Raw genomic sequence first — 14,182 nt, forward strand, 5'->3', positions numbered from 1 at the left:
CCCCGCACCCGGCCCCCCACCCGACGTCGGCGACGACGTCGGGTGGGGGGACGCACGCCGCAACACGGACGACACGTGGGGTCACCACGCCGTCACGCGGTGCCACCAGGGTCGCGACCCAGCCGCCCCGCCGGGGCGCCAGGTGAGGAGATCCCCGTGACCGCAGGACGCCCGCAGGACCCGACCCGCACGCCCGTTCCGCAGCCGGCGGAGGCGGCCGACCTGCTCGTGCGCGGCCTCGGACGCCGCGGGTTCGTGCGCGCGGCGGCCGGTGTCGGCGCGGCGGCGGCCGGTCTCGCGGGCGGTGCGCTGGGCGTCCCCGCCCGCGCCGCCGGGGGCGCCGTCGTCCCGCCCGTCCTGCAACCGCTGCCCGACCGCCCTTCCCGCGACGTCTACCTGCCGTGCCGCCCCGAGGAGGCGCTGTGGGGACGGCTGCCCACGCGGTCCACCGCACCGGTCGAGCGGGTGCGCTCCGGGCAGGTCGTGACGGTCGACACGGTCTCCCACGAGGGCGTCCTGGAGGACCAGGGCAAGGACCCGCTCGCGTACTTCACGTCCTTCGGCGTCGACCCGGACGCCGTGCTCACGGACGCGATCGGCGTCGCCGCCCGCACGCCCCACGACGGCCCGGGACCGCACGTCGTCACCGGGCCGATCGCCGTCCGCGGGGCGCAGCCGGGCGACGTCCTCAAGGTCGACGTCCTCGACCTCGCCCCGCGCGTGCCCTACGGCGTCGTCTCGAACCGGCACGGCAAGGGCGCACTGCCGGGCGAGTACCCCGAGGCGTGGGAGGGCGACGCGTCGCTGGCGCGCTACTTCAACGAGGGCGGCAACGTCAGCGTCTTCACCGAGGTCCAGGCGCGGGGCGACGGCCTGGTCGGCGCGATGCCGGGCCCGGTCACCGCCCGGTTCCCGCTGAACCCGTTCCTCGGGCTCATGGGCGTGGCGCGCGACACCCGGGCACTCGTGGACTCCGTGCCTCCCACGGACGCCGGCGGCAACATGGACGTGAAGGACGTCGGCGTCGGCGCGAGCCTCTACCTGCCCGTCCGCGTGCCCGGAGCGCTGTTCTTCACGGGAGACCCGCACATGGCGCAGGGCGACGGCGAGGTGGCGCTCACCGCGATGGAGGGCTCGCTGCGGGCGCGGCTGCGGCTGACCGTCGTCCGCCCCGGTGACGGCGCGCCGCTCCTCACGGCGGAGCAGCCCTTCGCCGAGACCCCGGAGCACTGGATCCCCATCGGCCTGTCCGACCAGGACGGCCCCGAGGGCGGGGGGAACGTCACCGACCTCGACGTCGCCATGAAGCAGGCCGTGCGGCACGCCCTGGCGTTCCTCACCGAGGAGCTGGGGATGCCCGGACCGGTGGCCTACGCCTACCTCTCGGCCGCCACGGACTTCCACGTCTCGCAGGTGGTCGACCGCACGACCGGCGTCCACGCGCTCATCCGCAAGGCCGACTTCGAGGGGTGAGCCACCGCGCGCGGACCTCGAGGGGCGGCGCACGGCGTGCCGTCCTTCGAGGTCCGCGCTCGCGGGCGCCGTCACGGTCGCGTCCCCCGGACGGGTGGTCATGCCCGTCCGCCACCTGGGAGTTCCCCGGACGGGCTGGCGGCGACGGGGGCCCGGTGTTCCGCTGGGGCGTCCGCGCCGCCGCGGGCCCCACCTGGAGGACGCCATGACCACCACCGCCGCTCGCTCGACCGGTCGCAGCACCGGGTCCGCCGGCGCCCTCCGCGCGCTCCAGGTGGGGGCTCTGCTCGGGGTCCTGTCCGTCGTCTGGCAGTTCGTCACGGCCGGGCACTACCTCACCGACGGCTCGTGGCTCGGTGCGCACTCGGGCGGCGCCGTGGTGCTGCACGTCCTCACCGGCCTCGCCGCCCTCGCGGCGATCTGGTGGCGCGTCTCCGGCGGCCGGACGTGGGTCGCGGTCCTGGCCGTCGCCACCTTCGCGCTGACGTTCCTCCAGGCGTGGAGCGGCGACCACGCCCCGCTGTCGGTGCACGTCCCGCTCTCGCTCACGGTCGTCGGCGGGACCGTGTGGCTGCTCGTCGCCTCGCTGGGCCGACGCCCCGCCTCAGGCACCGCCTGACACGCTGCCCGACGTCCCGCCGCGGGATAGCGGCGGGACGGGGCGCCCTCAGCCCTCCCGGCCGGCCTTGACGACGAGCACGGGGACGTCCGCGCCGAGGATCACGCGCTGGGCGGTGCTGCCCGTGAGGAACTTGCCGACGGGCGAGCGGCGCCGGGTCCCGACGACGACGAGCTCCGCCCCCGACGAGGGCACGGCGTCGAGCAGCGCGTCGACGGGGTCCTGGTGCTCCGGCCGCGGCAGCACGTCGACCGACGACGGGCGCTCCGCCAGGGCGTCGACGGCGCGACGCGCGGCCTCGCCGTGGTCGTCGTGCGCGCTGAGGTCGAGCACCGCCAGCGGCAGGTCCCGCAGCCGCGCCTCGGCGACCCCGCGCTCGAGCGCCGCCGCGCCCTCGACCGTGCCCGACCAGCCCACGAGGACCGCCACCGCCACCACCCCTTGACCCGTCGGTCCGACCGACCGCTGCTGACGGGCGGCGGACGGGGACACCCGTCCGACGCCCAGGACGGGCGGATCCTCGCAGGAGCCGCGCCTGCGGACGACCGGTACGCGTCGGGACGTCCTCCCTCGGCGGTACCGTGCCCGCCCAGACGAGGGGACTGGCCGCTGCCGGGGCCGTCGTCACCGCAGCGACGCGCCCGCCGGGGCCGGCGCGCTCGACGAGGAGGACGCCGTGCACCGACGCGCGAAGGCCGTGCTGGGCGTGGTGCTGCTCGTGCCGCTCGTCGGCGCGGCGGCCTACGACGCCCGCACCGCCGGCACCCTGTCCGGGGCCCGGACCGGGCTGACGATCATCGCCCCCGCCTCCCCCGGCGGCGGCTGGGACACCCTCGCCCGCCAGCTCCAGGCGACGATGCGCGAGGAGGGCGTCGTCACGAACCCGCAGGTCGTCAACGTCCCCGGCGCCGCCGGCACGATCGGGCTCGCGCAGCTGCAGGAGATGGACGGCCAGAGCGACGTCCTCATGGTCACGGGCACCGTCATGGTCGGTGGCGTCGAGATCAACCACAGCCCCGTGGGCATCGACGACGTCACCCCGATCGCCCGGACCACGGACGACTACGAGATCATCGTCGTCCCGGCGGACTCGCCGCTGGAGTCGGTCGACGACCTCGTCGCCGCCTGGCAGGACGACCCGGGCGCCGTCGCCGTCGGCGGCGGGTCGCTCGGCGGGACGGACCAGCTGCTCGCCGCCCAGCTGGCGCTGGCCGTCGACGTCCCCGCGACCGACGTCAACTACATCGCCTACTCCGGCGGCGGCGAGGCGATCGCGGCCCTGCTGTCCGGGGCCAGCGACGTCGGCATCAGCGGGTACAACGAGTTCGCCGACCAGATCGAGGCGGGCCGGCTGCGCGCCCTGGCCGTCTCGGCGCCCGAGCCGCAGCCCGAGCTGGGCATCCCCACGCTCTACGAGCTCGGCTACGACGTCCACCAGGGCAACTGGCGCGGCGTGCTCGCGCCGCCGGGGCTCACGGACGAGGAGACCCAGGAGCTCGAGGACATCATCACCGAGACGCTCGCGACCCCGACGTGGCAGCAGACCCTCGAGACGAACCAGTGGGTGGACGCCGAGCTCGTCGGCGACGACTTCGCCGCCTTCGTCGACGACGAGGTCGCCCGCATCCGCCAGATCCTCGAGGAGGCGGGGTTGTGAGCGCCACGACGCCCGGGGGCGGTCGCCCCGGCAGCACGCGGGACGCCCTGGACGGAGGCAGCCACCCCGCGGGCGCAGGCGCCGCCGCCCACGACGGCCCTCCGCAGGAGGAGGGCCCACGGACGGCGCCCCCCGAGCCGTCGCGCGGCTCGTTCGCCATGGCGGCCGCCGTCACCGGCTTCGCGCTCTTCCTCACCTACGGGCTCGTCGTCATGGACCCCGAGGAGAGCGCAGAAGGCGGCCCCGGTCCCGAGTTCTTCCCCGTGATCGTGCTCGTGCTCGCCTGGGTCGTCGCGGTCGGGCTCGTCGTCGACGCGGTCCGCGAGCGTCGCGCCGCGCACCGCCGGCTCGCCGACGCCGGCCCCCGGCCCGCCGGCGCCCCGACCGACGACGCCGCCGCCGGCAGCGCCGGGCTGGCGACGACGGTCGCCGCGGACCAGAGCACCGCCGACCGGGACACCGCCGACCGGGGCACCGCCGACCGGGGCACCGCCGACCGGGGCACCGCGCAGCGGGAGCCCGACCTCCCCGTCGCCCCGACGGACTGGCGCGCGATGGTGCTCGTCGCCGTCACCTTCGCGATCTTCATCGCCGTCCTCGTGCCGCTGGGCTGGCTGCTCGCCGGCACGTGGTTGTTCTGGGGCACCGCGCAGTCCCTCGGCAGCCGCCGACGCCTCTTCGACGTCGGCGTCGCGCTGGCCGTGGCGGCCGTCGTCCAGCTCGCCTTCAGCGCCGGGCTCGGGCTCAACCTGCCCGCCGGCGTGCTGGCCCTGTGATCGACGCCGTGACCCCTCCGACCACCACCCCGACGGAGGACCTCTGATGGCGGAGAACCTCGCCGACCTCGCCGGCGGCTTCGCGACGGCGCTGACGCCGATCAACCTGCTGTGGGTCTTCCTCGGCGCACTGCTGGGCACGGCCGTGGGCGTCCTGCCCGGTCTCGGCTCGTCGATGGCGGTGGCGCTGCTGCTGCCCGTGACCCTCGCGCTCGACCCGACGGGCGCCCTCATCATGCTCGCCGGCGTCTACTACGGCGGGCTGTTCGGCGACTCGATCACCGGGATCCTGCTCAACACGCCCGGCAACTCCTCGGCCATCGCCGCGACCTTCGAGGGGCACCGCATGGCGCTGGACGGCCGTGCGGCGCAGGCGCTGGCGACCTCCGCCATCGGCGCGTTCGTCGGCGGCCTCATCGCGACGACGGTCGTCGCCCTCGGCGCCCCCGCCTTCGCCGACCTCGTCTCCGCCTTCGGCCCCGAGGAGTTCTTCGCGCTCACCGTCTTCGCCTTCGTCGCGACGGCGTTCGTCGTCGCCGACTCGGTGCTCAAGGGACTGGCGGCGCTCGTCATCGGCTTCACCGTCGGGCTCGTCGGCATCGACCTCCAGACCGGCACGGTGCGGTACACGCTCGGTGTGCCCCAGCTCTTCGACGGGGTCGGCATCGTCGTCATCACCGTCGGGCTGCTCGCGCTGGGAGAGGTGCTCCACGTCGCCAGCCGCTCGAAGCACGCCAGCGGCGACCGGCTCGTCGCCGTCCAGGGCCGCCCCTTCCTGTCCCGGGCCGAGTTCCGCGAGGCGCTCCCGGCGTGGCTGCGCGGCACCGCGTTCGGCGTCCCCTTCGGCGTCATCCCGGTCGGCGGCTCCGAGGTGCCGACCTTCCTCTCCTACGGCACCGAGCGCCGCCTCGACTCCCGCCTCCGCGTCCCGAAGTTCGGCCGCGGCGCCATCCGCGGCGTCGCGGGGCCCGAGGCCGCCGGCAACGCGACGGCCGGCACGGCGATGGGGGCCCTGCTCGCGCTGGGCCTGCCCACGTCGGCGACCGCGGCCGTCCTGCTCGGCGCCTTCGAGCAGTTCGGCATCCCGCCGGGCCCGCTGCTCTTCGAGCGCGAGGGGGACCTCGTGTGGGCGCTCATCGCGAGCCTCTTCATCGGGCTCTTCGTGCTCGTCGTGCTCAACCTGCCCTTCGCGCCGCTGTGGGCGAGGCTGCTGAAGATCTCCCGGCAGTACCTCTACGCCGGCATCACCGTATTCGCGGGCCTCGGCATCTACGCGACGGCCGGCTCCGCCGTCGACCTCGCCCTGCTGCTCGGCCTGGGCCTGCTCGGGTTCCTCATGCGCCGCCACGACGTCCCGCTGGCGCCCGTCCTCATCGCGGTGATCCTCGGCCCGCTCGCCGAGACGAACCTCCGCCGGAGCCTCGCCATCAGCGAGGGCGACGTGACGACGCTCGTCTCCACCCCCATCACCGTCGTCATCTACGCGCTGCTCGTGGTCGCCGTGGTCCTCGCCGTCGTCGGGAAGATCCGGCGCCGGCGCAGCGCCGACGTCTGAGCCTCGATCGGCCTCTCTGAACCTCGATCGGCGTCTCTGGGTCCGTCTAGCGCAGACGGCATCCACCGCCAGACGACGTCATCGACCGGGCACACGTCGTCGCGCGTCCCTCTTCGCTCGCCTCTCCCGCACTTCGACGACTTCCTGTCACGACACGCCGGTCGTTCCTGACAGGAAGTCGTCGAAGTGCGGGAGAGGTGGACGGGGCGGGGCCTCAGCCCTTGACGCCGCCCCCGAGGGTGAAGGCGCCGCCGAGCCAGCGGGAGACGACGACGTAGAGCACGACCACGGGCAGCGTGTAGAGCAGCGAGTATGCCGCGAGCTGGCCGTAGGCGGCGGCGCCGTACTGGCCGAAGAACTGGTAGATCGTCACCGCGGCGGGCAGCTTCTCCTCCGTCAGGAGCAGGACGAAGGGGACGAAGAAGTTCCCCCACGCCGTGATGAAGGTGAAGATCCCGACGACGAGCATCCCGGGCAGCATGAGCGGGGCGACGATCCCCCGCAGCGACTGCATGGCCGAGGCACCGTCGGTCCAGGCGGCCTCCTCCAGCTCGACCGGGACGCCGTCCATGAAGGACTTCAGCAGCCACACCGCGATGGGCAGCGACGTCGCGGCCATGAACAGGATGGTCCCGTAGCGCGTGTCCACGAGGTCGAGCCGCGCGAAGAGGCTGTAGACGGGCACCATCACCGCGGTCAGCGGCAGCCCGGTCGCGAAGAGGATCGTGTAGAGGAACGGCCTCCCGTAGCGCAGCTGGTAGCGCGAGAGCGGGTACGCGGCGAGCGTCGCGACGAGCACCGTGATGACCGCCGCCGACAGGCACAGGACCAGCGAGTTGAGCAGCGGGCGGACCGTCGTCGCGTAGGTGAGGACGGCGGCGAAGTTGTCCGCACCGGGGTCGTCCGGCAGCGAGAGCTGCAGCGTCGCGCCCGGGTCCAGGGCGGCGAGGACGAGCCAGAGCAGCGGCACGGCGAAGAGCACGGCGATCACGACGAGCACCGCCGTGACGATGACGTCGGACGCCCTTCGCCGCGGCGACGCGACGGTGGGGCGCGGCGCCCGGGTCGGCGGCACCGTCGTCCCCCTGCCGGGGGCCGTGCCGGGGGTGGGTGCCGTGGCGGTGGCCATCAGATCTCCTCCTTGCCGATGGCGCGGATGTAGCCGAGCGAGAAGACGGCGCCGACGGCGAGCAGCACGAGCGCGATGGCCGTGCCGTAGCCGAGGGCGGCGTACTGGAAGGCCTGCTCGTACATGAGCAGCGGCAGCGTCTCGCTCTTGTCGCCCGGCCCTCCCGCCGTCATGACGAAGATCAGCGTGAAGACCTGCAGCGTCTGCAGGGTCACGAGAACGAGGTTCGTGCCGATGGCCCGCCGGATCATCGGGATGGTGACGAAGCGCAGCCGCGCCCAGCCCGACGCGCCGTCGATCTGGGCCTGCTCGTCGACGTCGGCCGGCACCTGGCTCAGCGCCGCGAGGTAGATGAGCATGGAGAACGCCGTCCCGCGCCAGATGTTGGCGAGGACGACGGCCAGGATCGGGACGGTGAACAGCCAGCTCTGCCCCGGGAGGCCGAGCCCCCCGAGGGCCGTGTTGAGCGTGCCCTCCGGGTTGAGGAACGCGTACCAGACGAAGGCCGCGACGATCTCCGGGACGACGTAGGCCGCCATCACCGGCAGGGTCACGAGCGAGCGGACGAGGGTGCCCCGGCCGCGGAGCATGAGCGCCAGCGAGAGCCCGAGCCCGTTCTGCCCGACGACCGCCGAGCCGACGACGAAGACCACGGTGAGGACGACGGCGTTCCACACCGCCGGGTCCTGCGCCAGGGCGACGAAGTTGTCGAGCCCGACGAAGGACGTCTGCGCCGCGGCGGAGCCGGTCAGCGAGGCGTCGGTGAAGGAGAGCAGGACGCTCCACACGACGGGGCCTGCGAAGAAGACGGCCAGCAGGACGACGGCCGGGGCCATCGGCACCAACCAGCGGCTCGCGGGCCGGCGGCGCGGCGGACGCTCGGGCGCCGCCTGCGGCGCGGGGGCGGGGGCGCTGCCCCCGCGGGTCTCCAGGACGCTCACGAGCCCTCCTCGGGTGCGGCGGGTGCGTCGTCGGCGCGTTCGACGTCGTCCTCGCCGACGATGCCGGTGACGGCGTCGCCGTAGTCGGCCATGGCCTGGGCCGGCGTGCGGTCACCCGTGATGACCGACTCCGCCGTGGTGCTGATCTCGTTGGAGATCCGCGGGTACTCCTGGTAGGCGGGGCGGTAGCGCGTGACGTCGACGAGGTCGGTCAGCTTGCCGATCACCGCGTTCTGGTCGGCGTACCGCGGGTCGTCGGTCACGTCCGCGCGCACCGAGATCTGCTGGGCCGCCAGGTAGTAGCCGAGGGAGTTCTCGGCGTCCGCCGCCGTCGTGACGAAGTCGAACGCCAGGTCGGGGTCGGGTGCCCCCGCGCTGACGGCGAACGCGAAGCCGCCGGACATGCTCACCGCACCGGGCTCCTGCCCGTCCTGCGTCGGCATGGGGGCGACGTCCAGCGTCTCGGGCCACTCCGGCCAGGCACCGGCCCCGCCCTCCTGCCAGTTGTTGACCTGCCACGAGCCGTCGAGGGCGATGGCGACGCGCTGGTCGGGGATGAGCTGGCCCGCCACGGCGTACTGGATCTGGGGGTCCAGGGCCAGGGCCAGGGAGGGGCCCAGGTCCTCGCTGTAGACGGTGTCGAGGAAGCCCATCGAGTCCTCGAACCCCTGGCTCGCGACGACCCACTTCTGCGTCTCGTCGTCGTAGAGCGTGTCGCCCGTGCCGGCGAGGAGCATCTGGACGCCCTGCATCGACGTCACCTCGCCCACGGAGGAGCCGCCGTAGACGTTGAGGGGGACGACGTCCTGGCCGTCCGGCGACCGCAGGCCGGCGTCCCGGACGGCGCGGGCGGCGTCGAGCACGTCCTCCCAGGTCCGCGGCTGCCACGGCACCTCGACGCCGGCCTCCTCGAGCAGGTCGCGGTTGTACCAGAGGCCGCGGGTGTCGGTGCCCATGGAGACGCCGTAGACGGAGCCGTCGCGGCCGGTCGTCGCCGCCTCGGAACCCGCGAACTGGGGCCAGTCCTCCCACTGCGCGAGCCGGTCGTCGAGCGGCAGGAGGTAGCCCGCCTCGATGTCGGAGTTGATCTGGAAGGTGTCCTGCAGGACGACGTCCGGGGCCGTGCGCTCCGAGCCCCGCATGAGGTTGAGCTTGGTGAAGTAGTCGTTGCCGCCGGCGACCACGGGCATCAGCTGCACGTCGACGCCGGGGTTCTCCTCCTCGAACTGCGCCTCCACACCGGCGAACCACTCCGGGACGCTCGTCCCGCCGCCGAACTGCTGGTAGGCGACGCGCAGCGTGTCGGCCCGCGCCGCCGCGTCCTGCTGGCCGCAGCCGCTCACGGCGGCCGCCAGCGCGAGCACCGCGGCCGACGCCGCAGCCACGCGCGGGCCGGCCCTCCCGGCCCTGGCCGACCTCTCGCCCGGCCTGCCGCCGGACCTGATGGCATGCACCACGGTGGACCTCCGCTCCACGGCTCCGTCGCCGCCTCGTCGGACCCGGGCCCGGACGTCCCGGGCCCGCCTGGCTCAGGTGCTCAGGGCGCTGACGCCCCGACCACGGCGCCGTGCCCGCGTCCGGCCGCCACCTCGGCGACCTCCACGAGCCGACGCACCCCCCGCGCGCGCAGGCGCGCCGGGTCGGCGGCGTCCTGCGGGGTGACCAGCGCCGGCGGCTCGCCGTCCGACGCCACCTCCCGCCAGGCGGCGGCGACCTCCCCGGTGGGGGACGTCGCCGACCGCGCCCCGGGCTCGCCGAGCCCGGGGACGAGGAGGCCGTCGCGGTCCCCGGCGTGCGGGGCGCACGGCCGGCGCAGGTCCGGCAGCAGCTCGACCAGCGCGTCGGCCGCCGGCTTGCGCCGTCGCTCGCTCGTCATCAGCCCCAGCCCGTGCTCCAGGGGTGGGAAGTCCGCGAGACCCGCGTCGACGTCGTGCGAGCACCACCACGTGACGGCGGCGAGGCCCGGCGCCCCGACGACACGCTCGAGCGTGCCGGCGAGGAAGTCCCCGGCGCGTCCGGGCGGGACCTGGGGCTCCGGTGCGCCCACCTCCTGGAGCCACACGCACCGCCCCGGGTCCTGGGCCGCCCCGGCGGCGAGCTCGAGCAGGTAGCGGGCGTGCAGCAGCTGCCCCTCGGAGCAGGGGCCGAGGTCACGGACGCCGTCGCGGAACACCCACGAGTGGACCGTCGTCGCCGCCCCGAGAGCCGTCGCGTGGGCCGGCGTGACGGCGCTGGAGTCGCGGAACCAGACGTCGTCGTCCGCGGAGTGGGTGTGCTGCCCGCCGGGGGCGGCGCGGTCGGCGGCGGCGAGCAGCCGGGCGAGCCAGACGCTCGCCTGCTCGGCCCCCAGCGGAGACGGGTCGGGGTGGTACGGGTGCGCGAACTGGTTCGTCTCGTTGCCGAGACCCAGCCCGAGGAAGCCCGGCCGGTCGGCGAGTGCCGCCGCGAGGGCCGTCACAAGCCGCTCCTGCGCGGCGACGACGTCCTCGTCCGTGAAGAGCGACCGCCGGTGCCAGGTCACGACCCAGGCGGGAAGGAAGTCGAAGCTCGACAGGTGCCCCTGCAGCGCGTCCACGCTCGTGGCGAGGCCCCGCTCGGCGGCGAGGTCCACGACGGCGACGACGTCCTCCACGGCCCGGGCCCGCACCAGGGAGCGGTCCGGCTGCAGCAGCGGCCACAGCGGGAAGACCCGCACGTGGTCCAGGCCCATCTCGGCCACCGAGTCCAGGTCTCGCCGCACCTCGTCGAGGTCCAGGTCCATCCACGAGTGGAACCACCCGCGACTCGGCGTGTAGTTGGCCCCGACCCGCAGGCCGCCTCCGGGCAGCGCCAGCGGCGCGCCCACGGGCGGGGCGGCCGTCACGGCGCCTCCCGGCGCAGACGCAGGGTGACCACCTGGAAGGGGCGCAGCGCCAGGACGGCGGCGCCGTCGTCGAGCTGCTCATCGTGCAGCGCGCCGCGGACGTCGGCCGGCGCCGGACGCTCGAGAAGGTCCACCTCCTCGACCCCCGCGGCCGCGAAGCCGGGGACGAGCCGGGCCCGGGCGCGGCCGCCGAGCGCCTCGTAGAGGCGGACGACGACGTCGCCGCTCGCGTCGTCGGCGAGCTTGACGGCCTCGACGACGACGGCGCCCGGCGCGCTCTCGTCCTCGACGCGCACCACGGGCGCGACGGCGCGGCCGCCGGGGACCCGGCGCTCGGGGAGGTTGAGGGCGTAGCCCTCGCGGACGGCGTCCGCCACGCCGGCCCCGACCACCAGGGCGGCCCGCAGCACGTGCACGCCCTGGTCGGTGTCCGGGTCGGGGAAGCGGGGGGCGCGCAGCAAGGACAGGCGCACCGTCGACGTCGTGCCACCGCCCTCGCGCGGGTGGCGGGCGACGTCGTGGCCGTAGGTGGAGTCGTTGACGACGGCGACGCCGTAGCCGGGCTCGGCGACGTGGACGAAGCGGTGCGCGCAGACCTCGAAGCGGGCCGCGTCCCAGGTGGTGTTCACGTGGGTGGGCCGGCGCAGGTGCCCGAACTGCGTCTCGTACGCCGCGGAGTCGGTGTGGACGTCGAGCGGGAAGGCGAGCTTGAGGACCTTTTCGCGCTCGGCCCAGTCGACCTCGCACCGCACGTCGACGCGGGCGGCGCCGGGGGCGAGCGACAGGTCCTGCACGACGGTCGAGGCGCCGAAGGACCGGCGCACCCGCACCCCGGCGGCGCCGTCGTCGCCGACGGGCAGGAGCTCGACGGAGTCCGCACCGGTGAGGTCGGTGACCCGGTTGCGGTAGAAGGCGTCCAGGTCCCAGGCGTCCCAGGCGTTGGGCGTGTCGGGGTGCAGCTGCAGCAGCGCCCCGGCCTGCCCGGGCGCGAGGACCTCGCGGTCGGCCACGAGGTCGCGGACGGAGGTGAGCAGCCCGTGGCCGTCCACGACGACGCGCACGCGCCCGTTGTCGAGCACCCAGCCGCCCTCGCCCTCCTCGACCTGCACGTCGGCGGCGGCCTCGCCGGTCGAGGGCGCCACGGCCCCGCCGAGCGCGGGCGCCGCGCCCCGGGCGTGGGGCGTGGCGTTCAGCACGACCGTCCCCTCGCCGTCGCCCGCCAGGGCGCCGAGCGCCCGCGCGACCAGCCCCTCGAGCTCCTCGGCCACGCGGGCGTAGGTCTCGCGGGCCTCGCGGTGCACCCAGGCGATCGACGAGCCGGGGAGGATGTCGTGGAACTGGTGCAGCAGCACCGTCTTCCAGAGCCGGTCGAGGTCGTCGTGGGGGTAGGCGAAGGACCCGTCCGCCAGAGCAGCGGCGGTGGACCACAGCTCGGCCTCCCGCAGCAGGTGCTCGCTGCGGCGGTTGCCCTGCTTGGTCGCCGCCTGCGACGTGTACGTGCCCCGGTGGATCTCGAGGTAGAGCTCGCCGACCCACACCGGGCCCGCCCCTCGACCGGTCGGGGGGTACTCGGCCTCGGCGGCCTCGAAGAAGGCCGACGGCGCCTCCACGGCGACCCGCGGCGAGCCCTCGAGGTCCGCCGTCCGCCGGGCGCGCTGGAGCATCTCGCGGGTGGGCCCGCCCCCGCCGTCGCCGTACCCGAAGGGCACGAGCGACCGGTTCGAGCCGGCCTTGTCGCGGTGGTTCGCCTGGGCGTGCGCCAGCTCCGCCGCCGTCAGCTCGGCGTTGTAGGAGTCGACGGGCGGGAAGTGCGTGAGGACCCGGGTGCCGTCGATCCCCTCCCACCAGAACGTGTGGTGGGGGAAGACGTTGGTGGTGTTCCAGCTGATCTTCTGGGTGAGGAACCAGCGCGAGCCCGACAGGCGCACCAGCTGCGGCAGGGCCGCCGAGTACCCGAAGGAGTCCGGCAGCCAGACCTCCTGCGTGTCCACGCCGAACCGGTCGAGGAAGTACTGCTTGCCGTGGACGAGCTGGCGCGCCATGGCCTCGGAGCCGGGCATGTTCGTGTCGGACTCCACCCACATCCCGCCGACGGGCACGAACCGGCCCTCGCGCACCTTCTCGGCCACGCGGGCGAAGACCTCGGGGCGGTGCTCCTCGATCCAGGCGAACTGCTGCGCGGAGCTCATGGCGTAGACGAGGTCGCGCCCCTCGTCGGAGTCCATGAGGTCGACGACGTTCGACGTCGTCCGCGCGACCTTGCGGACCGTCTCCCGCAACGGCCACAGCCACGCGGAGTCGATGTGGGCGTGGCCGACGGCGGTCAGGCGGTGGGCGCTCGCCGTCGCGGGGGCGGCGAGGACGTCGGCCAGCTCGGCGCGCGCGGCCGCCGCCGTCCCGGTGACGTCCTGCAGGTCGAGCACGTCGAGGCTGCGCTCGAGCGCGCGCGCCACCTGCCAGCCGCGCGGGTCGCCGTCGCCGAGCTCGGCGAGCAGGCCGCCCAGCACCTCGAGGTCGGCGACGAGCTCCCACACCTCCGTCTCGAGCACCGCGACGTCGGCGCGGGCGAGGCGGTACAGCGGCTCGGTCGGCGCGGAGTCCTTGTCCCCCAGCGCGGTCGGCCCGAAGCGGTCACCCTCGTCGCCGAGGACCAGGGGGTTCGCGGCGGCCTCGACGAAGAGGTCGACCCGTTCTCCGCCGACGGCGTCCTGCGCCACGGGGACCCACCCGTTGCGCGGGTTGAGCCCCTTCACCGGCGCACCGTCGGCGGTGTAGACGAGACCCTCCGCCTGGAAGCCCGGCGAGGAGTCCGTCCACCCCAGGTCGAGCACGAGCTCGACCCGTCGCCCGACGGCGTCGGCCGGGACCTCGCCGGTGACGTGGAACCAGGTCGTCCCCCACGCCGGTCCCCACGTCTCGCCGACGGCCATGGGCTCGTACCGCGCCTGCGCCGACCGCGGCCCGCCGCCCGCGTCCCCCGGCAGCGCGTCCGCGGGCGGGACGGGCTCGCCCCGACCACCCTCGACGTGCCACGCCTCGACCTGCAGCGCCGCCACGGTGCGGTGCACGGCGGGGCGAAGCCGGTGGGTGAGCGTGCGCTCGACGCGCTGGCGGAGGACGGCTCGGTCGTCGTGCATGCGGGAGGTGTCTCCTGTGCGGTCGTCGGTGA

11 protein-coding genes are annotated in these 14,182 nt (G+C 75.0%); 5 read left to right on the forward strand and 6 right to left on the reverse strand.

Annotation, left to right across the window (positions count from 1 at the left end):
- The first annotated feature begins 156 nt into the window (after window positions 1-156).
- Together WDZ17_RS11810 and WDZ17_RS11815 are read left to right on the forward strand one after the other, a co-directional pair.
- Window positions 157-1,473 (forward strand): acetamidase/formamidase family protein, encoded by a 1,317-nt coding sequence (locus WDZ17_RS11810; protein ID WP_339575359.1) that lies wholly within the window; start codon window positions 157-159, stop codon window positions 1,471-1,473.
- A 205-nt stretch (window positions 1,474-1,678) separates the two neighbouring features.
- Window positions 1,679-2,092 carry a hypothetical protein gene (locus WDZ17_RS11815; protein WP_339575360.1) on the forward strand — a complete coding sequence of 138 codons (414 nt, stop codon included), beginning with the start codon at window positions 1,679-1,681 and terminating at the stop codon, window positions 2,090-2,092.
- Window positions 2,093-2,140: 48 nt separating this feature from the next.
- On the opposite strand, the gene WDZ17_RS11820 is transcribed toward WDZ17_RS11815, so the two are convergent.
- Window positions 2,141-2,521, reverse strand: coding sequence for a universal stress protein (locus tag WDZ17_RS11820; RefSeq protein WP_339575361.1), 381 nt, complete (start codon window positions 2,519-2,521; stop codon window positions 2,141-2,143).
- A gap of 247 nt (window positions 2,522-2,768) precedes the next feature.
- Between WDZ17_RS11820 and WDZ17_RS11825 the strand changes: the two genes are divergently transcribed.
- From WDZ17_RS11825 to WDZ17_RS11835, 3 genes are read left to right on the forward strand one after another with little or no spacing between them, the layout of a single operon-like run.
- A complete protein-coding gene (locus WDZ17_RS11825; protein ID WP_339575362.1) occupies window positions 2,769-3,749 on the forward strand; it encodes a Bug family tripartite tricarboxylate transporter substrate binding protein in 981 nt (326 codons plus the stop codon).
- On the forward strand, window positions 3,746-4,525 hold the full coding sequence (locus WDZ17_RS11830; RefSeq protein WP_339575363.1) for a tripartite tricarboxylate transporter TctB family protein: 780 nt from the start codon (window positions 3,746-3,748) through the stop codon (window positions 4,523-4,525). The genes WDZ17_RS11825 and WDZ17_RS11830 overlap by 4 nt, the downstream gene beginning before the upstream one ends.
- 46 nt (window positions 4,526-4,571) lie before the next feature.
- Entirely contained in the window at window positions 4,572-6,080 is a 1,509-nt protein-coding gene (locus tag WDZ17_RS11835) for a tripartite tricarboxylate transporter permease (RefSeq protein ID WP_339575364.1), read from the forward strand.
- Between the two features lie 214 nt (window positions 6,081-6,294).
- On the opposite strand, the gene WDZ17_RS11840 is transcribed toward WDZ17_RS11835, so the two are convergent.
- From WDZ17_RS11840 to WDZ17_RS11860, 5 genes are all read right to left on the reverse strand, one after another.
- On the reverse strand, window positions 6,295-7,209 hold the full coding sequence (locus tag WDZ17_RS11840) for a carbohydrate ABC transporter permease (protein WP_339575365.1): 915 nt from the start codon (window positions 7,207-7,209) through the stop codon (window positions 6,295-6,297).
- Window positions 7,209-8,150 carry a carbohydrate ABC transporter permease gene (locus WDZ17_RS11845; protein ID WP_339575366.1) on the reverse strand — a complete coding sequence of 314 codons (942 nt, stop codon included), beginning with the start codon at window positions 8,148-8,150 and terminating at the stop codon, window positions 7,209-7,211. The genes WDZ17_RS11840 and WDZ17_RS11845 overlap by 1 nt, the downstream gene beginning before the upstream one ends.
- Complete coding sequence (locus tag WDZ17_RS11850; protein WP_339575367.1) at window positions 8,147-9,535, reverse strand: extracellular solute-binding protein; 1,389 nt, start codon at window positions 9,533-9,535, stop codon at window positions 8,147-8,149. Before WDZ17_RS11850 ends, WDZ17_RS11845 begins: the two co-directional genes overlap by 4 nt.
- 152 nt (window positions 9,536-9,687) lie before the next feature.
- On the reverse strand, window positions 9,688-11,013 hold the full coding sequence (locus WDZ17_RS11855; RefSeq protein ID WP_339575368.1) for a glycoside hydrolase 5 family protein: 1,326 nt from the start codon (window positions 11,011-11,013) through the stop codon (window positions 9,688-9,690).
- Entirely contained in the window at window positions 11,010-14,150 is a 3,141-nt protein-coding gene (locus WDZ17_RS11860; RefSeq protein ID WP_339575369.1) for an alpha-mannosidase, read from the reverse strand. The genes WDZ17_RS11855 and WDZ17_RS11860 overlap by 4 nt, the downstream gene beginning before the upstream one ends.
- Window positions 14,151-14,182 lie beyond the last annotated feature (32 nt).

The sequence above is a fragment of the Pseudokineococcus basanitobsidens genome, assembly GCF_037482545.1.
Classification (GTDB): domain Bacteria; phylum Actinomycetota; class Actinomycetes; order Actinomycetales; family Quadrisphaeraceae; genus Pseudokineococcus; species Pseudokineococcus basanitobsidens.

Excerpts from the sequence above, each read along its gene's own strand:
- WDZ17_RS11815 (WP_339575360.1), top strand. The coding sequence starts at position 1,679 with ATGACCACCACCGCCGCTCGCTCGACCGGTCGCAGCACCGGGTCCGCC.
- WDZ17_RS11835 (WP_339575364.1), top strand. The coding sequence starts at position 4,572 with ATGGCGGAGAACCTCGCCGACCTCGCCGGCGGCTTCGCGACGGCGCTG.
- WDZ17_RS11840 (WP_339575365.1), bottom strand. The coding sequence starts at position 7,209 with ATGGCCACCGCCACGGCACCCACCCCCGGCACGGCCCCCGGCAGGGGG.
- WDZ17_RS11860 (WP_339575369.1), bottom strand. The coding sequence starts at position 14,150 with ATGCACGACGACCGAGCCGTCCTCCGCCAGCGCGTCGAGCGCACGCTC.